Annotated in this window: 13 protein-coding genes and 2 pseudogenes; 9 read left to right on the forward strand and 6 right to left on the reverse strand. The window is 69.7% G+C overall.

Going from position 1 to position 21,763, the window contains the following annotated elements:
• Positions 1-3 precede the first annotated feature (3 nt).
• The 4 genes from PCQ86_RS05650 to PCQ86_RS05665 all read left to right on the forward strand — a co-directional run bounded on the left by PCQ86_RS05650 (position 4) and on the right by PCQ86_RS05665 (position 7,222).
• On the forward strand, positions 4-1,986 hold the full coding sequence (locus tag PCQ86_RS05650) for a DNA topoisomerase IV subunit B (RefSeq protein WP_270175048.1): 1,983 nt from the start codon (positions 4-6) through the stop codon (positions 1,984-1,986).
• 38 nt (positions 1,987-2,024) lie between these two features.
• On the forward strand, positions 2,025-2,903 hold the full coding sequence (locus tag PCQ86_RS05655; protein ID WP_442874556.1) for a lytic transglycosylase domain-containing protein: 879 nt from the start codon (positions 2,025-2,027) through the stop codon (positions 2,901-2,903).
• Positions 2,900-5,254, forward strand: a complete 2,355-nt coding sequence (gene parC / locus PCQ86_RS05660; protein WP_011804455.1) for a DNA topoisomerase IV subunit A — start codon at positions 2,900-2,902, stop codon at positions 5,252-5,254. Before PCQ86_RS05655 ends, parC begins: the two co-directional genes overlap by 4 nt.
• Before the next feature lie 192 nt (positions 5,255-5,446).
• The gene (locus PCQ86_RS05665; RefSeq protein ID WP_270175050.1) at positions 5,447-7,222 is read left to right on the forward strand and encodes a methyl-accepting chemotaxis protein; all 1,776 of its coding nucleotides are present in this window, start codon (positions 5,447-5,449) and stop codon (positions 7,220-7,222) included.
• A 133-nt stretch (positions 7,223-7,355) separates the two neighbouring features.
• Here PCQ86_RS05665 and PCQ86_RS05670 read toward each other — a convergent pair whose 3' ends face one another.
• The gene (locus PCQ86_RS05670) at positions 7,356-7,814 is read right to left on the reverse strand and encodes a RidA family protein (RefSeq protein WP_011804457.1); all 459 of its coding nucleotides are present in this window, start codon (positions 7,812-7,814) and stop codon (positions 7,356-7,358) included.
• A 142-nt stretch (positions 7,815-7,956) separates the two neighbouring features.
• On the opposite strand from PCQ86_RS05670, the gene PCQ86_RS05675 reads away from it, so the two are divergent.
• Genes PCQ86_RS05675 through PCQ86_RS05685 form a run of 3 tightly spaced genes read left to right on the forward strand, consistent with a single transcriptional unit; the run spans position 7,957 to position 13,024 of the window.
• Positions 7,957-10,542 carry a DNA internalization-related competence protein ComEC/Rec2 gene (locus PCQ86_RS05675; RefSeq protein WP_270175051.1) on the forward strand — a complete coding sequence of 862 codons (2,586 nt, stop codon included), beginning with the start codon at positions 7,957-7,959 and terminating at the stop codon, positions 10,540-10,542.
• 48 nt (positions 10,543-10,590) lie between these two features.
• Positions 10,591-12,054: a circularly permuted type 2 ATP-grasp protein gene (locus PCQ86_RS05680; RefSeq protein WP_088887454.1), complete on the forward strand. Its 1,464-nt coding sequence runs from the start codon at positions 10,591-10,593 to the stop codon at positions 12,052-12,054.
• Between the two features lies 1 nt (position 12,055).
• Positions 12,056-13,024 (forward strand): alpha-E domain-containing protein, encoded by a 969-nt coding sequence (locus PCQ86_RS05685; RefSeq protein WP_011804459.1) that lies wholly within the window; start codon positions 12,056-12,058, stop codon positions 13,022-13,024.
• A 33-nt stretch (positions 13,025-13,057) separates the two neighbouring features.
• Here PCQ86_RS05685 and PCQ86_RS05690 read toward each other — a convergent pair whose 3' ends face one another.
• The 3 genes and pseudogenes from PCQ86_RS05690 to PCQ86_RS05700 all read right to left on the reverse strand — a co-directional run bounded on the left by PCQ86_RS05690 (position 13,058) and on the right by PCQ86_RS05700 (position 14,883).
• On the reverse strand, positions 13,058-13,435 hold the full coding sequence (locus PCQ86_RS05690) for a hypothetical protein (RefSeq protein WP_270175052.1): 378 nt from the start codon (positions 13,433-13,435) through the stop codon (positions 13,058-13,060).
• Between the two features lie 153 nt (positions 13,436-13,588).
• A complete protein-coding gene (locus PCQ86_RS05695) occupies positions 13,589-13,861 on the reverse strand; it encodes a VF530 family protein (protein WP_270175053.1) in 273 nt (90 codons plus the stop codon).
• A 109-nt stretch (positions 13,862-13,970) separates the two neighbouring features.
• Positions 13,971-14,883 (reverse strand): annotated as a pseudogene (locus PCQ86_RS05700) (LysR family transcriptional regulator).
• A 16-nt stretch (positions 14,884-14,899) separates the two neighbouring features.
• On the opposite strand from PCQ86_RS05700, the pseudogene PCQ86_RS05705 reads away from it, so the two are divergent.
• Positions 14,900-15,734: pseudogene (locus PCQ86_RS05705) on the forward strand (efflux transporter outer membrane subunit); the annotation flags it as partial.
• Positions 15,735-15,869: 135 nt separating this feature from the next.
• A complete protein-coding gene (locus tag PCQ86_RS05710; RefSeq protein WP_011804463.1) occupies positions 15,870-17,306 on the forward strand; it encodes an NAD-dependent succinate-semialdehyde dehydrogenase in 1,437 nt (478 codons plus the stop codon).
• Positions 17,307-17,361: 55 nt separating this feature from the next.
• Here the strand turns inward: PCQ86_RS05710 and PCQ86_RS05715 are convergent, their stop codons facing one another.
• Both PCQ86_RS05715 and PCQ86_RS05720 read right to left on the reverse strand, forming a co-directional pair.
• A complete protein-coding gene (locus tag PCQ86_RS05715) occupies positions 17,362-19,515 on the reverse strand; it encodes a TonB-dependent siderophore receptor (protein ID WP_270175054.1) in 2,154 nt (717 codons plus the stop codon).
• A 74-nt stretch (positions 19,516-19,589) separates the two neighbouring features.
• Entirely contained in the window at positions 19,590-21,740 is a 2,151-nt protein-coding gene (locus tag PCQ86_RS05720; protein ID WP_270175055.1) for a TonB-dependent siderophore receptor, read from the reverse strand.
• Positions 21,741-21,763 lie beyond the last annotated feature (23 nt).

Consider the following 21,763-nt stretch of genomic DNA (forward strand, 5'->3'; position numbering starts at 1 on the left):
GCCATGGCAGTCAAACCCGCATCCACCTCCGCCAGCGACTACTCCGAAGGCTCGATCCGCGTCCTCAAGGGACTGGAGCCCGTCAAGCAGCGGCCGGGCATGTACACCCGCACCGACAACCCCCTGCACATCATCCAGGAGGTGCTGGACAACGCGGCCGACGAGGCACTGGCGGGCTTTGGCAAGAAGATCAAGGTGACCTTGCACACCGACGGCTCGGTGAGCGTGGAGGACGACGGCCGGGGCATTCCGTTCGGCCTGCATCCCGAGGAGAACGCACCGGTGGTGGAGCTGGTGTTCACCCGCCTGCACGCGGGCGGCAAGTTCGACAAGGGCAAGGGCGGGGCCTACAGCTTCTCGGGCGGCCTGCATGGTGTGGGCGTAAGCGTCACCAACGCCCTGGCCACCCGGCTGGAGGTGGCCACCCACCGCGAGGGCCAGGTGGCGCGCCTGGTGTTTGCGGGCGGCGATGTGACCGAGCCGCTGGCGGTGCGCCCGCTGCAGGCGGGCGAGCGCAAGCAGGGCACCACCGTGCGCGTCTGGCCCGACGCCAAATACTTTGAGTCCAGCAACCTTCCGATGGGCGAGCTGACGCACCTGCTGCGCAGCAAGGCGGTGCTCATGCCCGGCGTCACGGTGCAGCTGGTCAATGAAAAGACGCGCGACACCCAGACCTGGCAGTACAAGGGCGGCCTGCGCGACTACCTGGCGCAGACGCTGAGCGCTGACCCGGTGATCCCGCTGTTCGAGGGCGAGGGCTTCGCCGACCGCCACAACGAGAGCTTTGCCGAGGGCGAGGGCGCCGCATGGTGTGTGGCCTTCACCGAGGAAGGCCAGCCGGTGCGCGAGAGCTACGTGAACCTGATCCCCACCAGCGCCGGCGGCACCCATGAAAGCGGCCTGCGTGACGGCCTGTTCAACGCGGTCAAGAGCTTCATCGAGCTGCACTCGCTTCTGCCCAAGGGCGTGAAGCTACTGCCCGAGGACGTGTTTGCGCGCGCCAGCTATGTGCTGGCGGCCAAGGTGCTGGACCCGCAGTTCCAGGGGCAGATCAAGGAGCGGCTGAACTCGCGCGACGCCGTGCGGCTGGTGTCCAGCTTCGTGCGCCCGGCGCTGGAGCTGTGGCTGAACCAGCACGTGGAATACGGCAAGAAGCTGGCCGAACTGGCCATCAAGGCCGCGCAGACACGGCAAAAGGCCGGCCAGAAGGTCGAAAAGCGCAAGGGCTCGGGCGTGGCCGTGCTGCCCGGCAAGCTCACCGACTGCGAAAGTCGTGACCTGGCCTACAACGAGGTCTTCCTGGTCGAGGGCGACTCGGCCGGCGGCAGCGCCAAGATGGGCCGCGACAAGGAAAGCCAGGCCATCCTGCCGCTGCGCGGCAAGGTGCTCAACACCTGGGAGGTCGACCGCGACCGCCTGTTTGCCAACACCGAGGTGCATGACATCTCGGTAGCCATCGGCGTGGACCCGCACGGCCCGAGCGACACCCCCGACCTGTCCGGCCTGCGCTACGGCAAGATCTGCATCCTTTCGGACGCGGACGTGGACGGCTCGCACATCCAGGTGCTGCTGCTCACGCTGTTCTTCCGCCACTTCCCCAAGCTCATCGAGGCCGGCCATATCTTTGTTGCCCGGCCACCGCTGTTCCGCGTGGACGTGCCGGCGCGCGGCAAGAAGCCCGCGGCCAAGGTGTATGCGCTGGATGAATCCGAGCTGGAAAGCATCCTCGACAAGTGCGCCAAGGACGGCGTGCCGCGCGAGAAGTGCCAGATCAGCCGCTTCAAGGGCCTGGGCGAAATGAACGCCGAGCAGCTGTGGGAGACCACGCTCAACCCCGACACGCGCCGCCTGCTGCCGGTGCAGTTGGGCACGTTCGACTTCACCGCCACCGAGGGCCTGATCACCAAGCTCATGGGCAAGGGCGAGGCCGCCGCGCGCCGCGAGCTCATGGAGCTGCACGGCGACCTGGTGGATGTGGACATCTGACGAAGGCACTCGCCATGACTGCGCGCCCGGGATACCGCATGCGTAACAGCCTTTTGGGGCTTTTGCGCACGGCTGGCATGTGCTGCGCGCTCCTGTTTTTGCAGCAAACCGCGCATGCGGACCTGTGGGCCTTCGTGGACGAGCGCGGCGTGACGCACTTCGCCGCGCAGCAGCTGGACGAGCGTTACGCGCTGTTCTTTCGCGGCAACGACTTCGACTCCGAGCGCGACGGCTCCAACACCGGACGTCAGGGTGCGGCCGATGTCTCCACCGGGCCGGCCAGTCCCTCGGGGGCGCGGCTGCTGGCCTTCTTCGAGGTGTCGCACGACTACAAGCTCGTGCGCCAGCACCTGCGCTCGGCGTCGGCGCGCCATGGCGTGGACTACGCGCTGCTGCAGGCGGTGATCGCCACCGAGTCGGGTTTCAACACCCGCGCGGTTTCGCCGCGCGGCGCCGTGGGGCTGATGCAGCTCATGCCCGCCACCGCCAGCCGCTTCGGCGTGAGCGGCGACGCCAGGCGCTCGGTGGAGCAAAAGCTGGTGGACCCCGCCACCAACGTGGCCGCGGGCACGCGCTACCTGCGCTACCTCATGGATCTCTTCGAGGGCCGCCTGGACTTGGCGCTGGCAGCCTACAACGCGGGCGAGGGTGCCGTGCAGCGCGCCGGCAACCGCGTTCCCGCCTACCGCGAGACGCGCAACTACGTACAGAGCGTGATGGGCCTGTATGCGCTGCTCAAGCCGCCGCTACCGACGCGCAATCAGCGCGCGAACCCGGGGCGCGTGCGCATGGAACTGCCCGCCACGCCCCATTCCCTATCCGATGCCGGTGAGCGCGGCGACACGCAGCGCATGTCCACGCCTGCGCCCACGCGCCTGGCCCGGCAGTCACCGACCGAGTCTGTCTTCACTGAATGAGCGACCAACCCACTCTCGACTTCTCCGCGCCCGCCGACCACGGCGACAGCCTGGAACTGGCCGGCTATGCCCAGCGCGCCTATCTGGAATACGCCCTCTCGGTCGTCAAGGGCCGCGCGCTGCCCGACGTGTGCGACGGCCTCAAGCCCGTGCAGCGGCGCATCCTCTACGCCATGGACCGCATGGGCCTGGGCTACAGCGGGCCAAACCGCAACGTGGCGGCCAAGCCCGTCAAAAGCGCCCGCGTGGTGGGCGACGTCCTGGGCCGCTTTCACCCGCATGGCGACCAGTCGGCCTACGACGCACTGGTGCGCCTGGCGCAGGACTTCAACCAGCGTTACCCGCTGATCGACGGCCAGGGCAACTTCGGCAGCCGCGATGGCGACGGCGCGGCGGCCATGCGCTACACCGAGGCGCGCCTGACCCGCATCGCCGGCCTGCTGCTGGACGAGATCGACATGGGCACGGTGGATTTCGTGCCTAACTACGACGGCAGCACGCAGGAGCCGCGCCAGCTGCCCGCGCGGTTGCCGTTCGCGCTGCTCAACGGCGCCAGCGGCATCGCCGTGGGTCTGGCCACGGAGATCCCCAGCCACAACCTGCGCGAGGTGGCCGACGCCTGCGTGGCCCTGGTCAAGAAGCCGCAGCTGAGCGACGAGGAGCTGTTCGCGCTGGTCCCCGGCCCTGACTACCCGGGCGGCGGCCAGATCATCAGCACTGATGCTGACATCCAGGACGCCTACCGCACGGGCCGCGGCAGCCTCAAGGTGCGCGCGCGCTGGAAGATCGAGGACCTGGCGCGCGGCCAGTGGCAGATGGTGGTGACCGAGCTGCCGCCGGGCGTCTCTGCGCAGAAGGTGCTGGAGGAGATCGAGGAACTCACCAACCCCAAGGTCAAGACCGGCAAGAAGGCGCTCACACAGGAGCAGACGCAGCTCAAGGCCGCGCTGCTGGCGCTGCTGGACGGCGTGCGCGACGAGTCCAGCAAGGACGCGCCGGTGCGCCTGGTCATCGAACCCAAGACCGGCAAGGTGCCGCAGCAGGACCTCATCACCGCGCTGCTGGCGCACACCAGCCTGGAGACTTCCGCGCCCATCAACCTGACCATGGTGGGGCTGGACGGCAGGCCCGTGCAGAAGTCGCTGCGCGAGATGCTGCAGGAGTGGATCGACTTCCGCCAGACCACCATCACGCGGCGCAGCCAGCACCGGCTGGACAAGGTGTTGGACCGCATCCACATCCTGGAGGGGCGGCAGCTGGTGCTGCTGAACATCGACGAGGTGATCGCCATCATCCGCCAGGCCGACGAGCCGAAGGCGGCGCTGATCGCGCGCTTTCACCTGTCGGACCGCCAGGCCGAGGACATTCTGGAAATCCGCCTGCGCCAACTGGCGCGGCTGGAAGCCATCAAGATCGAGCAGGAGCTGAAAGAGTTGCGCGACGAGCAGGGGAAGCTGGAGGACATCCTCGCCAACCCCGCCTCGCTGCGCCGCCTGATGGTCAAGGAGATCGAGGCAGATGCCAAACTGTTCGGCGATGCGCGCCGCACGCTGATCCAGGCCGAAAAGAAGGCCGTGGCCGAGGTCAAGGTGCTGGACGAACCCGTCACCGTGGTGGTGTCCGAAAAGGGCTGGGTGCGTGCGCGCCAGGGCCACGGGCACGAGGCGGGCAGCTTCGCCTTCAAGTCGGGCGACGGCCTGTACGGCACCTTTGAGTGCCGCACGGTGGACACGCTCATCGTCTTCGGCAGCAACGGGCGGGTGTACTCGGTGGCCGTGTCCAGCCTGCCGGGCGGGCGTGGCGACGGCCAGCCCATCACCACGCTGATCGAGCTGGAGGCCGGCACGCAGCCGGTGCACTACTTCGCCGGACCGGCCAACGCAGCGCTGCTGCTTGCGGGCTCGGGCGGCTATGGTTTCCTGTCCACCGTGGAGCACATGACCGCACGCAACCGCGGCGGCAAGGCCTTTGTGAACCTGGGTGAGGGCGAACGCCTGTGCCGCCCCTCGCATGCGGCGTTCACCAGCGGCAGCCAGCCGCTGGCGCCCGCCACCCATGTGTGCTGCGCATCCGTGGGTGGGCGAGTGCTCACGTTTGAGATCGCCGAACTCAAGCTCATGGAAAAGGGGGGCCGCGGGCTGATGCTCATCGACCTGGAGCCCAAGGACCAACTGGCCGGCGCGGCGGCCTACACGCGCAGCGTGCGCTTCGTGGGCGTGGGCCGTGGCGGCAAGCCGCGCGAGGAGCAACTGGAGATCCGCTCGCTCAACAACGCGCGCGCGGCGCGCGGGCGCAAGGGCAAGGCGGCCGACCTGGGTTTCAAGCCGTCCGACGTGCTGCGCGTAGAGTGATTCAAAAACAATAGCTGGTCGCGCTTGCTGGTACAAGCTTTTACGGATAAAAGCCGTTGAAGTTCCGGTGTAGAAAGCGCGAGAAGCTATTTTTTTGATAGCGATAGTATGTCGCGTGGGCGGCGGGGCTTCTTTGTTGCGTTTGGTAGCATTCTCGCAACCCTGCCATAACGAATTCCAGGAGCCCACCCCATGAGATCGCTGCGCATTTCCCACAAACTCTGGCTCGCCGTGGGCTGCATCGTGCTGGCCCAACTGACCGTCGTGGGCGTGGCTGGTGTGCGCTCTGCCAGGGCGCAGGCCGAATCCGACGCCTTGAGCCGCGAGATGACGCAGCGCGTGCAGACGGCCACACGCTGGGCCGGTCTGACCGAGACCAATGCGGCCCGCACGCTGGCGCTGGTGCTCAGCACCGACGCCGTGGTGGAGCAGGCGTTCAAGGGCGACATTGCCGCCACCTCGGCGCGCATCAGCGAATTGCAAAAGGGGCTGGAAGCCATGGCCCTCACGCCCGCCGACCGCGAGCAGATGGGGCGCATCGCCACGGCGCGCAAGGCCATGATCGATCTGCGCAACCAGGCCCGCCAGCTCAAGGACGCCGGCAGCCATGACGAGGCGGTGCGCCTGGCGCAGCAGTCCTACGTGCCCGCAGTGACCGCCTACCTGGGCACGCTGCAGGATTTCGTGCGCATGCAGGAGCAGACCGCCCAGGCGCGCCAGGCAGAGATGGCCGCCACGCGCATGCTCACGGTGAAGCTGGCGGCCGCGGCCGCAGTCATGATGCTCGCGGCCATCGTGCTGGGGGCGTATTTCCTGATCCGCAGCATCCAGCGCCCGCTGGCCGAGGCCAACGCACTCGCGGCGCGCGTGGCGGACGGCGACCTGCGCGAGCAGGCGGTGGATGTGCAGCGTGGCGATGAATTTGGCGAGCTGCTGCGCTCGCTGGCAGGCATGCGCGACTCGCTGGCGCGCATGGTGCAGGAGGTGCGCCACACCACCGACAGCATTGCCGTGGCCAGCGCGCAGATCGCCACCGGCAACCAGGACCTGTCCGCGCGCACCGAATCCACCTCCAGCAACCTGCAGCAAACCGCCGCGGCCATGGAGGAGTTCACCAGCACCGTCCAGCACAGCGCGGCGACGGCGGGCCAGGCCAGCCAGCTGGCCGGCGGCGCGAGCGACGTCGCGCGCCGCGGCGGCAGCGTGGTGGGGGAGGTGGTGTCCACCATGGACGACATCCAGCACAGCAGCCGCAAGATCGCCGACATCATCGGCGTCATCGACGGGATCGCCTTCCAGACCAACATCCTGGCGCTGAATGCGGCCGTGGAGGCCGCGCGCGCCGGTGAGCAAGGCCGGGGCTTTGCCGTGGTGGCGGGCGAAGTGCGCAACCTGGCGCAGCGTTCGGCATCGGCCGCCAAGGAGATCAAGGACCTGATCAGCGATTCCGTGGGCCGCGTGGAAAGCGGCTCGCGCCTGGTGCACAGCGCCGGCTCCACCATGCAGGAGGTGGTGCAGTCGGTGCAGCGCGTGGCCGACATGATGGGCGAGATCACCGCCGCCGCCACCGAGCAAAGCGCGGGCATCTCGCAGGTGAACCAGGCCGTGGGTCAACTGGACCAGATGACGCAACAGAACGCGGCGCTGGTGGAGGAGAGCGCCGCCGCGGCGCAAAGCCTGCGCGAGCAGGCCGATCACCTCACGCGCGTGGTGGCAGCATTCCGCATCGATGGCGCGGTAGCTGCTGTGCCGTCAGCCGCACGCCCCGTGCCGGCCGCTCCACAGGCACGTCCCATGCCGGTGGCACCAGTGGGCAAGGCACCCGCCGCGCCCCGCGCGGCGGCAGCGCCGGCACGGGCGCCGGCGCAGCGTGCAGCGGCCCCCCTGCGTGCGGCTGCTGCACCTGCCGCCGCCGCACGGCCTGCGGCACTGGCCCAAGGTGGTGAGGACGATTGGGAGTCCTTCTGATCCGCGTGCGGTCGCACGCCTTGCGCTGACGGGGCGCCTTGCTTGCCACGCGGGCGCGCGGGGCTGGCTCCTTCACCTTCCGCATGCCGCGACGAGCGCACGCGGGAGGCTGGGAAAGAACGCGGTGCGCGGCTCAGGCCAGCTCGGCGATCAACTCGATCTCCACGCAGGCACCCAGGGGGATCTGTGCCACCCCAAAGGCGCTGCGCGCGTGCTTGCCCTTGTCGCCGAACACTTCGCCCAGCAGTTCGCTGGCGCCGTTGGTCACCAGGTGCTGCTCGGTGTAGTCGCCCGTGGAGTTCACCAGGCTCATCACCTTCACGATGCGCTGCACGCGGTTCAGGTCGCCGCCGGTGGCGGCATGCAGCGTGCCCAGCAGGTCGACGGCCACGGCGCGTGCGGCGGCCTTGCCTTCCTCGGTGGTGATGTCGCGGCCGAACTGCGCGGCCCACGGCTTGCCGTCCTTGCGGGCAATGTGGCCGCTCAGGAACACCAGGTTGCCGGTCTGCACATAGGGCACGTAGGCGGCGGCGGGCACGGCCACGGGGGGCAGGGTGATGTTGAGTTCCTTCAGCTTGTCGTAAACGCTCATGGCAATCCTTGAAAACGAGGGCGGGCGCGGCACGGCCCGGGAAGCGCGCCCACGGCCGCCGACGCAGCGTGGGACCGGGCGAGTGTTGCACATCGCCACGCCGGCGGAGCGTTCACCGCGTGCGTTCGCATAGCATGCGGCCATGGACCAGTGGGCGCCCGAAGGGCCACAGCACCAGCAGGGAGGGAGCACCGCCGCGCGGGTGGCGACGGCGTCCGCTCGCGTGCCGGTCGCTCGCGTGCCTGTGGTGCGGGCCTGGCATCTGCCCGTTGCGCTGGCTGCGGGGGTGGTGGGCGTGGCGCTGCAACTGCAGCAGCCTGCGCTGTGGCCCTGGCCGTCCTATGCGGGGTTGATGGTTGGCGCGTTGCTGGCGGCCGGGGCGCTCGCCTGGTGGGCCGGTGTGCGCGGCACGCGCCGCTGGCACGGCAGCGGCGTGGCGATTCTGGCCGCGGTGCTGATGTACGGGCTGTGCGGTATGCGCGCTGCGGTCTTCCTGGAGCAGTCTCTGGCGCCGGCGCTGGAGGGGCGTGATCTGCGCGTAACGGGCGTGGTTGCCGCCATGCCGCAGCCGCGCGAGACCGGGTTGCGCCTGCGGCTGGAAGTGGAGGCGGCGCAACTGGACGGTGCGCCCGTGCGCGTGCCGCCGCTCATCGACCTGACCTGGTATGCCGGCGGGCTGGGTGGTGAGGCAGGCGCGGACAGTCCACCGCCCGCTGTGCGCGCCGGTGAACGCTGGCGCCTGACCGTGCGCCTGAAGGCGCCGCACGGCGGGCGCAATCCGCACGGCTTCGATTACGAGCTGTGGCTGTGGGAGCAAGGGGTGCAGGCCACGGGCTACGTGCGCACCAGCGCGCGGCTGGATGCGCTGCACGGCCCGCCTGAGCGGCTGGGCGCCACCTGGCGCCACCCCGTGGAGCAACTGCGCCAGCGGGTGCGCGACGCCATCGTGCGCACGCTGGTGGACCCTGCGCAGGATGCAGCCCGCCAGCGTGCGGCCGGGGTGGTGGCGGCGCTGGTCACGGGCGACCAGCGCGCCATCGAGCGGGCGGACTGGGATGTGTTCCGCGCCACGGGCGTGGCCCACCTCATGAGCATCTCGGGGCTGCACATCACGCTGTTTGCCTGGCTTGCGGCCGCACTGCTGGACCGGGCCTGGCGCCGCTCGCAACGCCTGTGCCTGGCCGTGCCCGCGCCCACGGCGGCGTTGGTGGGCGGTGTGCTGCTGGCCGCTGCCTATGCGCTCTTCAGCGGATGGGGCGTGCCCGCGCAGCGCACGGTGTGCATGTTGGCCACGGTGGCGCTGCTGCGCCTGTCGGGGCGGCGCTGGCCCTGGCCGCAGGTGTGGCTGCTGGCCTGCGCGGTGGTGCTGGCGGTCGATCCGTGGGCGCTGCTGCAGCCGGGCTTCTGGCTGAGCTTTGTGGCCGTGGCTGTGCTGTTTGCTACTGATTTGGGAGCTGCTAACGCTTATCCCGTGGGCGTTGCAGGTCGTTTTTATGCATTGCTGCGTGAACAGTGGGTGGTGACGCTGGCGCTCACGCCCCTCACGCTATTGCTGTTCGGGCAGGTTGCGCTGGTGGGGCTGCTGGCCAATCTGGTGGCGATTCCGTGGACCACGCTGGTGGTCACGCCGCTGGCGCTGCTGGGGGTGCTGTGGGCGCCGCTGTGGCAGGCGGCGGCGTGGTGCGTGCAGGCGTTGTCGGTGTTGCTGCAGTGGCTGGCAGCCTGGCCCTGGGCGCAGGTCGCTTTGCCCATGGCCCCGCTGTGGGCCGGCGCGGCAGCCGTGACCGGCGGCGTATTGCTGGCGCTGCGCCTGCCGTGGGGCGTACGTGCCCTGGGCCTTGCGCTGCTGCTGCCGGCGCTGTGGTGGCAGCCCGCGCGCCCGCAGCCGGGGCAGTTCGAACTGCTGGCCGCCGACGTGGGCCAGGGCCAGGCCGTGCTGGTGCGCACGGCGCGCCATGCGCTGCTGTACGACGCCGGCCCGCGCTACCACCAGGACAGCGACGCGGGCGAGCGCGTGCTGGTGCCCCTGCTGCGCGCGCAGGGCGAACGGCTGGACCTGCTGGTATTGAGCCACCGCGATACCGACCACACCGGAGGCGCCGCGGCAGTGCTGGCGCAACAGCCGCAGGCACGCCTGCTGGGGTCGATTGAGGCCGACCATGCACTGCAGGCCCTGCGGCCTGCCGAGCCTTGCCTGGCAGGCCAGCACTGGAACTGGGACGGCGTGCTTTTCGAAGTGCTGCACCCGCCGCGCGATGCGGGCGATGGGCCGGGCGCCCGTGCGCCGACGTCCAACGCCACGAGCTGTGTGCTGCGCATCGCAGCCGCGCGGACCAGTGACAACACCGGCGGTGCGGTGGCCCTGCTGGTGGGCGACATCGAGCGCGCGCAGGAACAGGCGCTGATCGATGGCGGTGCCGCGCTGGCGGCAGACCTGCTGCTGGTGCCGCACCATGGCAGCAAGAGCTCGTCCAGCGCGCCATTCCTGGATGCCGTGCAGCCGCGCACCGCGCTGGTGCAGGCCGGCTACCGCAACCGCTTCGGCCACCCCGCGCCCGACGTGGCGGCGCGCTACCGGCAGCGCGGCGTCTTGCTCGTGCAGTCGCCGCCCTGCGGCGCGGCGCGTTGGGTATCCGATGCGCCGCTGGCCGTGCACTGTGAACGAGAGGCCACGCGGCGCTACTGGCACCACCGCGTGCCCGAGGCGTCACTTTTGCCGCAGCCGTAGCGTTGCCGGGCCTGCAACTTGCTATCCTGGGTGCAGGAGGCACGCCGCATGCAGCAGTTCGACGAGATGTACACCGTGCTGCCCTTCGGGGGCAGCGACGTGCGGGCGCACTACCGGCATTACGGCCAGTGGCTGGCGCAGCAGCCGGCCGATGCCATGCAGGCCCGCCGCGCGCAGGCCGAGGTGATCTTCCGCCGCGTGGGCATCACCTTCGCCGTGTATGGCGACAAGGACGAGGAGGGCGCCGGGACCGAGCGGCTGATCCCCTTCGACCTGATTCCGCGCATCATCCCCGCGCAGGAATGGCGCCGCATGCGGCGCGGCCTGGTGCAGCGCGTCACGGCGCTCAACCGCTTCATCCACGACATCTACCACGGCCAGGACATCCTGCGCGCAGGCATCGTGCCTGCCGACCTGATCCTGGCCAATGCGCAGTTCCGTCCCGAGATGGTGGGCCTGGACGTCCCGCAGGACGTGTACGCGCACATCGCGGGCATCGACCTCGTGCGCGCGCCGGGCGCGGATGGCGAGGGCATCCACTACGTGCTGGAGGACAACCTGCGCGTGCCGTCCGGCGTGTCATACATGCTGGAAAACCGCAAGATGATGATGCGGCTGTTTCCCGAGCTGTTTGCGCTGCACAAGGTGGCCCCCGTGGCGCACTACCCCGACCTGCTGCTGGACACGCTGCGTGCCAGCGCGCCGGCCTGGAGCAGCGCCGACCCCACCGTGGTGGTTCTCACACCTGGCATGCACAACAGCGCCTATTTCGAGCACGCCTTCCTCGCGCAGCAGATGGGCGTGGAGCTGGTCGAGGGCCAGGACCTGGTCGTCAAGGACAACGTCGTCTACATGCGCACCACGCGCGGCCTGCAGCGCGTGCATGTCATCTACCGGCGCGTGGATGACGACTTCCTCGACCCACAGGTGTTCCGGCCCACCTCCACACTGGGCTGCGCGGGGCTCATGCAGGCCTACCGCGCGGGCAACGTGGCCATCTGCAACGCCGTGGGTACGGGCATTGCGGACGACAAGTCGGTGTACCCGTACGTGCCCGAGATGATCCGCTTTTACCTGGGCGAGCAGCCCATCCTGGCCAACGTGCCCACCTGGATGTGCCGCCGCCCTGAAGACCTGCAGTACGTGCTGGGGCATCTGCCGGAGCTGGTGGTCAAGGAAGTGCACGGCGCGGGCGGCTACGGCATGCTCATCGGACCCGCGGCCACGCGCGCCGAGATCGAGGCCTTCCGCGCCGCGCTCCTCGCCAATCCCGCGGGCTACATCGCCCAGCCCACGCTCTCGCTCTCGACCTGTCCCACCTACGTGGATGCGGGCATCGCGCCGCGCCACATCGATCTGCGGCCCTTCGTGCTCAGTGGACAGAAAGTGCAGATGGTGGCCGGCGGTCTCACGCGCGTGGCGCTCAAGGAGGGCTCGCTCGTCGTCAACTCGTCGCAGGGCGGCGGCACCAAGGACACCTGGGTGCTGGGGGACGAGGATGGAGGTCAATGAGATGCTGAGCCGCACTGCCGACCATCTGTTCTGGATGTCCCGCTACACCGAGCGGGCAGAAAACACCGCCCGCATGCTCAACGTCAGCTACGAGACCTCCCTGCTGCCGCAGTCCGATGCGCAGGCGCAGGAGGGCTGGCGCGGGCTGCTGTCGATCAGTGAGCTGATTCCCGCCTACACCGCGCGGCAGGGTGCGATCACGGCCACGGGTGTGCTGCGGTTCATGGTGTGCGACGAGGGCAACCCGTCGTCCATCGCCGCGTGCCTGCGCGCGGCGCGCGAGAACGCGCGCGCCGTGCGCGGTGCCCTCACCACGGAGGTGTGGGAGACGCTGAACCAGACCTGGCTGGAGCTGTCACGCCAGCTGCGCGAGGGGGCCTTCGAGCGCGACCCTGGGCAGTTCTTCGAATGGGTCAAGTACCGCTCGCACCTGTCGCGCGGGGTCACGCTGGGCACCATGCTGCAGGACGAGGCGTTTCACTTCCTGCGCCTGGGCACCTTCCTGGAGCGCGCCGACAACACGGCGCGGCTGCTGGACGTGAAGTTCCATGCGGTGCAGAGCGATTTTCATGGGTTGGCGGGCGATGCCCGCCGTTCCACGCCCGAGGCCGACTTCTACCACTGGAGCGCCATCCTGCGCAGCGTTTCGGCGTTTGAGGTCTACCGCAAGGTGTACCGCGACGTGATCACGCCCGAGCGCGTGGCCGACCTGCTCATGCTGCGGCGGGACATGCCGCGTTCGCTGCATGCCAGCATGCACGAGGTGGTGGACAACCTGGCCGCCGTCGCGCATGAGCATTCGGGGGAGACCGAGCGGCGGGCCGGACGCCTGCTGTCCGATCTGCGTTACGGCCGCATCGACGAAATCCTGGCCACCGGCCTGCATGCCTACCTCACGCAGTTCCTGGACCGCGTGAACGAACTCGGCGGCTGCATCAGCAGGGACTTTCTCGCGCCCGCGGCGGACTGACCGGCACTTCCGGGCCCGGGCTCCGGGGGGTGTTTATTGGCCCTGTGCCATCTGGCGGCTCTGGGCATCGTGCGCGCAGTTCGCGCGCGCGCCCTGGCGGGCAGGGGGCACCAGGCCGTACTGGGCCAGCACGCTGGCCTCCAGCTCGCCCGACTCGCGCGCGCATTGCAGTTCGGCAATCACTTCAGCGCGTGTGCGGCCGACAGCGTTGGTACGGTCGTGGGTGGAATGGGGCATGGCGGCCACCTGCGTCTGCGCCGCCGGGGGCGCGGGGGCGTGCTGCGGCACCTGGGCCAGCGCGCCCGTGGTGGCGGTGCCGGCCAGCGCCAGTACGGCACTGGCGATGGCGCCGCGCAGCAAGGGGCGGCGCGTGGAAGGGACCTGCGAGGTCAGCGTATGCAAGGCGTTCATGAGGGCTCCTGTGGGGGACACTGCCGGCGGCACCATGCCGTCCGTGGAGCCACTGTGCTGGCCCGCCCGTCGGCGTTCCAGCGCATTGCGACGAACCGCGCGCCGGCATGCGCCAGCTGCCGTGCACGTTCGCCAGTGCGACCGTCCCCGCGGTCAACGCGATGCGTTGCGCCGCTGCTCGCGCAGCATGAACAGGTACAGGCCCTCGACCTTTTCGCGCGCCCATGGCGTCTTGCGCAGGAACTTGAGGCTGGAGGCGACGCTGGGGTCGCTCTGGAAGCAGCGCACGGGAATGCGGCTGGCCAGACACTCCCAGCCGAAGTATTGCTGCAGCGCCACGACCATCGCCTCCAGCGTGATGCCATGCAGCGGATTGCGGGGCTGTGCGGGTGGTTGTGGGGCGGGCGCTGCAGGTTGGTCGGTCATGGACGGCGAGCATACGCGCTTGCCGCCCACGAACGCTGATTTGAAGGAAATTGCCCTATAGCGCTTATTTGGTAAGCGCCAACAGCTATTAAAAATATAGCAATTGCCTCTACTGGTGTTGCAGCAGCGGCTCGTTGGCAAACAGCTCCGCAGCCCAGTCGACGAAGGCGCGTACCTTGGCGCTCAGATGGCGGTTGGGCGGATACACCACGTACACGGGCAGCAGGGGGTGGGACCAGTCGGGCAGCACGCGCACGAGTTCGCCGCGCTCGAAGTGCTGCTGGGCCTGGAAGGTGGTGATCTGCCCCACGCCCTGGCCGGCGACGAGGGCGTTCAGATAGGCGTTGCTCTCGTTCACGGCCAGGTGAGAGGGGCCCGAGGTTTCGATCACCTCGCCGTCCTTGTGAAACTCCAGCGGATAGCGGCGCGCCGAGACGGGCGAGAAGTAGATCACGGTGCGGTGGCTGCGCTCCAGGTCCAGAGGGTGCGCGGGCACGCCAAAGCGCTACAGGTAGGCGGGCGCGGCCACGGTGATGAATTCCAGGTTGCCGATGCGCCGCGCCACCAGGGACTGGTCGGCCAGCTCGCCGCCGCGGATCACGCAGTCGACGTTGTCGCCGATGAGGTCCACGGTGCGGTCGCTCACGCCCAGGTCGATCTGGATGTCGGGGTAGCGCTCCTGGAACTGCGCCAGGTTTGGCACGATGAGCAGCCGCGCCACCGACGATCCGACGTCCACGCGCAGACGCCCGCGCGGGTTGGCGCGCGCCTGGCTCATGCTGGCTTCGAGGTCGTCGAAGTCGGCCAACAGGCGCACGGTGCGGTCGTAGAACGCGGCGCCGTCGGCCGTCACGGTGACGCGGCGCGTGGTGCGGTTGAGCAACTTCACGCGCAGGCGCTCTTCCAGCGCCTGGACGTGCTTGGTCACGGTGCCCTTGGGCAGTTGCAGTGAATCGGCGGCGCGTGAAGGTGCCAGCTTCGACCACCCGCGCGAATATGCGCATGGCCTGTATCTGGTCCATGTGCTTCTCCTTCTCGCTGGTGGATGAGAGTCTGGAGGCCTACCGCGGCACGCTGTACCTCACGCAGCGCCGCTACCAGGCGGGCGACGTGGCGGAGCTGGACGTGGCGCGCGTGCAGACGGAGGTGGCGGCCACTGAATCCGAAGCACTGGCGCTGGAGCGCCAGCAGGCGCAGCTGCGGCATGCATTGGCCGTGCTGGTGGGCGACGTGGCCATGGGCTTCTCGCTGCCACCGGCGGCGGTCGAGGCCGCGCTGCCGGTGATTCCGCCCGGCGTGCCCAGCACGGTCCTGGCGCGCAGGCCCGATGTGTCTGCGGCCCAGGCCGCGGTGCTGGCGGCGCAGGCACGCGTGGGCGTGGCGCAGGCGGCGTGGTTTCCCGCGCTGGCACTCACGGGCAGTGCGGGCTTTGCATCGCCCGATCTGGGCGGATCTGTTCAAGTGGTCGGCGCGTTCGTAGGGCATTGGCATGCTGCTGTCGCTGCCGCTCTTCGATGGCGGCCAGCGCGCCGCCCCGGAGGAGGGTGCGCGCGCCCGGCTGGAAGGGGCGCTCGCCGCCCACCGCGGCCAGGTGCTCACGGCCTTTCGCGAGGTGGAAGACCAGCTCAGCGCGCTGCGTCTGCTGGCCGGCCAGGCGCAGGCACAGGACCGCGCCGTGCAGTCCGCCGCGCGCGCTGCGCAGCTGTCCGATTCGCGCTACCGCAACGGTCTGGTGAGCCAATTGGAGTTGCTGGATGCGCGCCGCAGCGAGCTGCGCAACCGCCGCCAGGCGCTGCAGGTGCGCACAGCGCAGTACGTGGCCACGGTGGGGTTGGTGCGCGCGCTGGGCGGGGGTTGGGATACCACCAGCTGAGCGCGTGGGGATTCGCGCCCACGCGACTGCGCCGCGGGGCGTTGCACTCTATAGTGACCAGTTGCGGCCGGCGCGGGTCTTGCTCCTGCGCCTGGCGCCCGATTTTTCTTGACATGACACCCAGGAGCCTATTGCATGACCTATCCCGACACGCGCCTTTTCATCGCCGGCCAATGGCAGGACGCCGAGAGCGGCAAGACCATCGCCGTGCACAACCCGGCCACGGGCCAGGAAATCGGGCGGGTGGCGCATGCGGGCATTGCCGACCTGGACCGTGCGCTGGCGGCTGCGCAAAAGGGCTTCGAGGTGTGGCGCGACACGCCCGCCATCGAGCGCGCCAAGACCATGCGCCGGGCGGCGGCGCTGATGCGCGAGCGCGCCGACGCCATTGCCGCCATCCTCACGCAGGAGCAGGGCAAGCCCCGGGCCGAGGCGCGTGTCGAGGCCATGGCCGCGGCCGACATCATCGAGTGGTTTGCCGATGAGGGCATGCGCGTGTACGGCCGCATCGTGCCGTCGCGCAACCTGGCCGTGCGCCAGATGGTGGTGAAGGACCCGGTGGGGGTGGTGGCCGCGTTCACGCCCTGGAACTTCCCCATCAACCAGGTGGTGCGCAAACTGGGCGCGGCGCTGGCCGCGGGCTGCGCGGTGCTGGTCAAGGCGCCCGAGGAGACGCCCGCCAGCCCGGCCGAGTTGATCCGTGCGTTTGCCGATGCCGGCGTGCCCGCCGGTGCGGTGGGCCTGGTGTACGGCAACCCGGCCGAGATCTCCAACTACCTGATCCCGCACCCCATCGTGCGCAAAGTCACGTTCACCGGCTCCACCCCCGTGGGCAAGCAACTGGCGGGGCTGGCGGGCCAGCACATGAAACGTGTGACCATGGAGTTGGGCGGCCACGCCCCTGTGATCGTCTGCGAGGACGCGGATATCGAACTGGCGGTCAAGGCCTCGGGCGGCGCCAAGTTCCGCAACGCGGGGCAGGTCTGCATCTCGCCCACGCGCTTTTTGGTGCACGAGAGCGTGCGCGCCGACTTCGTGGCCGCGCTCACGCGCCATGCCCAAGGACTGAAGGTGGGCGACGGCCTGGCCGAGGGCACGCAGATGGGCCCGCTGGCCAACCCGCGCCGCGTGGCGGCCATGGCCGACCTGCTGGCCGATGCCGTGCAGCAGGGCGCCACGGTGCGCACGGGTGGCGAGCGGCTGGGCGAGGTGGGCAACTTCTTTGCGCCCACGGTGCTCGACAACGTGCCGACCCATGCACGCATCTTCAACGAGGAACCCTTCGGACCCGTCGCGGCCGTGCAGGGTTTCACGCAGCTCGAAGCGGCCATCGCCGAGGCCAACCGCCTCGCCTACGGCCTGGCGGGCTACGCGTTCACGCGCTCGCTCAAGAATGCGCACCTGCTGAGCCAGCGCGTCGAGGTGGGCATGCTGTGGATCAACCAGCCTGCGACGCCCTCGGCCGAGCTGCCGTTTGGCGGCATCAAGGATTCGGGCTACGGTTCCGAGGGCGGCCCCGAGGCGCTGGAGGCTTGCCTGAACACGCGCGCGATCTCCATCACCCACGTCTGACGCCGCCCTTCAGCACCACCAGCCCCGGCCTGCCGGGGCTTTTTTTACACCGCGCTCAGAAGCGGTAGGTGCCCGTCAGCAGCACGTTGCGGCGCTCGCCGTAGAAGCAGTCGCCGCGCGCCAGGCACTGGGTGATGTTGACCTTGTCCGTCAGGTTGTTGATGTTCAGCGCCAGGCGCCAATCGCCCGCGTCGTAGGCCACCATGGCATCGGCCAGCAGCACCGACGGGGTATCGATGGCCGGTGTGCCGGTCCACTGCGATCCGGTGTAGCGCACGCCGGCGCCTACCGTCCAGCCGCCCCGGCCCTGGGCCGCGAAGCGGTGCATGAGCCAGCTGGACGCCGTGTGCCGCGGCACGCCCGCCACGCGCTGGCCCTGGTCGCCCGCGTTGCTGCGGCTGATGGTGGCGTCGGCATAGGCATAGCCCAGCGTCCAGTCCCAATGGCGCGCCAGGCTGGCGGTCATCTCGGCTTCGAGACCCTTGATGGTGACCTCGCCGATCTGCAGGCTGTTGAGCGGGTTGCTCGGGTCGGTGGTCTTGCGGTTCTTCTCGCGCAGGTGGTAGAGCGCCGCAAAGGCCGAGATGCCGCGCCCTTCGGGCATCCACTTCACGCCGGCCTCCCACTGCTGGCCGCGCTGGGGTTTGTAGGCCGTGCCGTACACGTTGACGCCGCCCAGCGGTTGGAACGACTCTGAATAACCGACATACGGTGCCCAGCCCCCGCCGGCCTGGTAGGTCAGGCCCAGGCGCTTGGTCCAGGCCTTGTCGTCCACCGCCGCGGCGGGGCGGCCTTCGGTGTCGGTCTTGGCGCGGTCATGGCGCAGGCCCACCGTGGCGGTCCACGCACCCCAGCGCATCTGGTCCTGCAGGTACAGGCCCAGCTGGCGCTGTGTCACGTCGGGCAGGGCCGTCAGGGCGGCGCTGCTGGGCGGGGTGAAGTTGCCGTACACCGGTGCATACACGTCGATGGCGGGCGCCACGGCGCGCCAACTGGACTGGCTGGTGTGGTTGCGCTGACCATCCACGCCGACCAGCAGCGTGTGCTCTACCGCGCCCGCGCGCAGGTGGCCTTCCAACTGCGTGTCGATGAGCAGCAGGCGGCTGGCGTTGCGTTGCCAGGCGGCGTCGCGCAGCACGGTGCGACCATTGGCGTCGAACACCGGACGTGCGGGTCGGCCGCTGGCGGCATTGGCAGTGAAGCTGGTGTAGAGCGTGCGGTAGTCCACGTCGCTCACGGTGCGGCGCAAGTTCTGGCGCAGCGTCCAGTCGCCGTTCAGGCGGTGGCTGAAGAGGTAGCCCCAGGAGGCGTTCTCGGTGTCGTAGGCGTCCCAGCCCGGCTCGCTGATGAAGGTGTTGGTGGGAATACGCCCGTAGGCACTCGGCAGCCGCGTGCCCTGCCAGGGGAAGAAGCCGATCAGCGAGCCGCTTTGGTCCTTCTGGTAGTGCGCCTGCAGCGTGAGTGAGGTGTCCGCACTCGGCCGCCAGGTGAGCGATGGCGCGAACACCACGCGGTCATCGTCCACGTGGTCCACCTGCGTGCCGCTGTCGCGGCCTACGGCCACCAGGCGGTAGAGCCACCGGCCCTCGGCATCCAGCGGGCCGGTCAGGTCGGCGGCGATCTGCTTGCGCGCATGGCTGCCTACCTGCACCTGCACCTCGCGCTGGCGCTCGGCCAGCGGACGCTTGGACGTGAGGTTGAGCACGCCGCCCACGCTGCCCTGGCCGTAGAGCACCGAAGAGGGGCCGCGCAGGAATTCCACGCGCTCCAGCGTGTAGGGCTCTGCCTTGACATTGTTGTACGTGCCATAGGTGCGCAGCAGGCCGTCCAGGTACTGCGTCACATCGCCGCCGCGCGCCTTGAAGCTGTCCACGCGGCTGTCGAAGTAGCTCGACACGATGCCCGCGCTGTAGCGCGTGGTCTCGCGCAGCGTCCCTACTCCCTGGGCTTCCATCTGGTCGCGCGTGACCACGCTGATGGCCTGGGGTGTCTCGATGAGCGGCGTGTCGGTCTTGGTGGCCGACAGCGCGCGGCGGGCCACGAAGCCCCGTACCGGTTCGGTGGCGCTTTGCTGCGCCGGGTCGGCGCTGATGGTGACCGCGGGCAGGGCGGCTTCGGTGGTCTGGGCATGCGCGGCGGCGCCGCACAGCAGCGCCACGGCGGCCTGTGCGGCGGCAGTGCGCGTGGCGGGGAAAGGGCGAAAGATCATGGTGCTATGAATGGTGAAGCTGGTTGCGCAGGATGGACGGACGCTGCAGCGTGTTTTGATAGAAATTGAGGGGCTCAGAACGTGTAGTCCAGCGTGACGTAGAGCGAGCGCGGCTCGCCCGGTGTGACGGCCGCAAAGCCCGCGGCCGTGGTGGATGCGTCCACGTAGTAGCGCCGGTTGGCGGCGTTCTTCAGGTTGGCTTGCAGTCGCACGCCACCGCCGAACTGGTAGCCCAGCGCGAGGTCCGCCACGGTGTAGCCGGGCAGGCGCCACCGGTTGTCGTTGGCGGTGAACTTGTCGCCCTGGTGGACCAGCCCGCCGCCGACCCACAGGCCGGGCACCCCGGGCAGGCGGTACTGGGTCCACAGCGAGGCGGTGCGCCGCGGGGCGAGCGCGACGCGGTGGCCCACGTTGGCGCCGGGCACGGTGTCGGCCAGCACCTTGGGGTCGAGGAAGGTGGCCTGCGCGGTGACGCTCCAGCCCGGGGTGATGCGGCCTTGTGCCTCCACTTCCAGCCCCTTGATGCGCTGGCGGCCTGTCAGCACCGAGTAGCCGGGGTGCTCGGGGTCGTTGGCCGGTGCGTTGGTCAGTTCCAGCGCGAAGGCCGATACGGTGGTGAGCAGGCGCTGGCCCAGCCATTCCTGCTTCCAGCCCACCTCCAGCTGCTTGCCCTCGGAGGGCGGTGCCGCGCGGTCGCCCCACAGCAGCGTGCCCGAGTTCGCCTGGAACGAGCGCGCATGGCTCACATAGAACATGCTGGCGGGCAGGGGCTGCCAGCTCAGCGCGGCGCTGGGCTGGGTCTTGCTCAGATCCGTGGCGGGCTTGGTGTAAGCGTCCTTGAGCCGGTCGTGGCGCAGGCCCAGCAGCAGGCTGAAGTCGCCCAGGGCGAGCCGGTCCTGCACGAACAGGCCCGTGTTGCGCGTGTCCGAGGCCACGGCGGCCCTGCCGCCCGAAGCCGCGGGCGGCACCAGGCCCGTCACGGGCTGGTACAGGTCCACTGAACCCAGGTTGCCCGCGCCACGCGCACCGTACACGCCCTCGATGGCACGCCAATCCAGCCCGGCGAGCAGCGTGTGGCGCACGGGACCCGTCCGCACTTGTGCGCGCAGTTCGGCCAGCGCGGTGTCCGACGTGTAGTTCTGCCCCGGTGCCAGCCAGTAGCTGCGCGCCACCTGGCCGCCCGTCACCGGGCCGATGGGATAGACCATGTTCACGTTGCGAAAGGTCTCGTTGCGCGACAGGTGCACCCGCCCTTCAAGGCTGTCGGTGAAGCGGTGCTGCAGCTCGGTGGAATAAAAGCGCAGGTGCCCGTCGGTGCGCAGCCAGGGCTCGCCATAGAAGGTGCCTACCGGGAGCACGTCCGCGCTGCGCGGGTTCTGCGGGTCGGGCACCGCCAGCCCCACGGTGGATACGCCTTCCAGGCTTTGGTACTCGGCCTGTGCGCGCCAGCGCGTGTCCGGCGTGAGCTGCCATTCCAGGCTGCCGGCCAGGCCCTGCTTGCGCGGCGTGTTGCCGTCCACGAAGCTGCCGCCGCGGCTCGCGCCGCCGTCCAGCCGGTAGCGCAGCGTGCCGTCGGCATTCAGGGGGCCGGTGAGGTCGAATTCGGCATTGCGCCAGCCGTGGCTGCCCGCGCCGATCTTCACGCTGCGCAGCGGATCGGCCTGGGGCCGCTTGCTCACGTAGTTGACGAGGCCGCCCGGCGCCACCTGGCCGAACTCCAGCGCGGCCGGGCCCTTGATGACCTCGACGCGTTCGATGTTGAACAGCGGTGGATCGAGCAGGTGCACGAACTTGGCACCGTCGCGCAGGTAGTTGTAGGTGTTGTTGGCCCACAACCCGCGGATCGCGAACTGCGAGTACGAGCCTGCGTACTCGCTGCGCGAGGACACGCCGGCCGCGTTGCGCAGCACGTCGCGCTCCGTGGTGGCCAACTGCTGCTCCAGCAGCGCGCTGTCGATCACGCTCACGGCGCGCGGCGTCTCCAGCACTGGCAGGCCCAGGCGCGAGCTGCTTTGCGCGCGGCGCGCGGGCGTGGCGGCGGCGCCCGCCGTGGAGTCGACCACGTCTACCTGGCGCAGGGTGGCGGTTGCCGCCGGCGCGCCCGGCGGGGCCTCGGCGGTCTGCGCGATCGCGCTGCCGCACAGCAGCCACAGCGCGGCCTGCGCGGCCTGCGCGGCCAGGGCCACGGCCGTGCGCCGCGGGCGGGGAACAAGGGGAGGTTTCATGGCGGTGGGGGCTGCAAGGGGCG

The organism is Diaphorobacter sp. ED-3 (assembly GCF_027625375.1).
Taxonomy (GTDB): Bacteria; Pseudomonadota; Gammaproteobacteria; order Burkholderiales; family Burkholderiaceae_C; genus Diaphorobacter; species Diaphorobacter nitroreducens.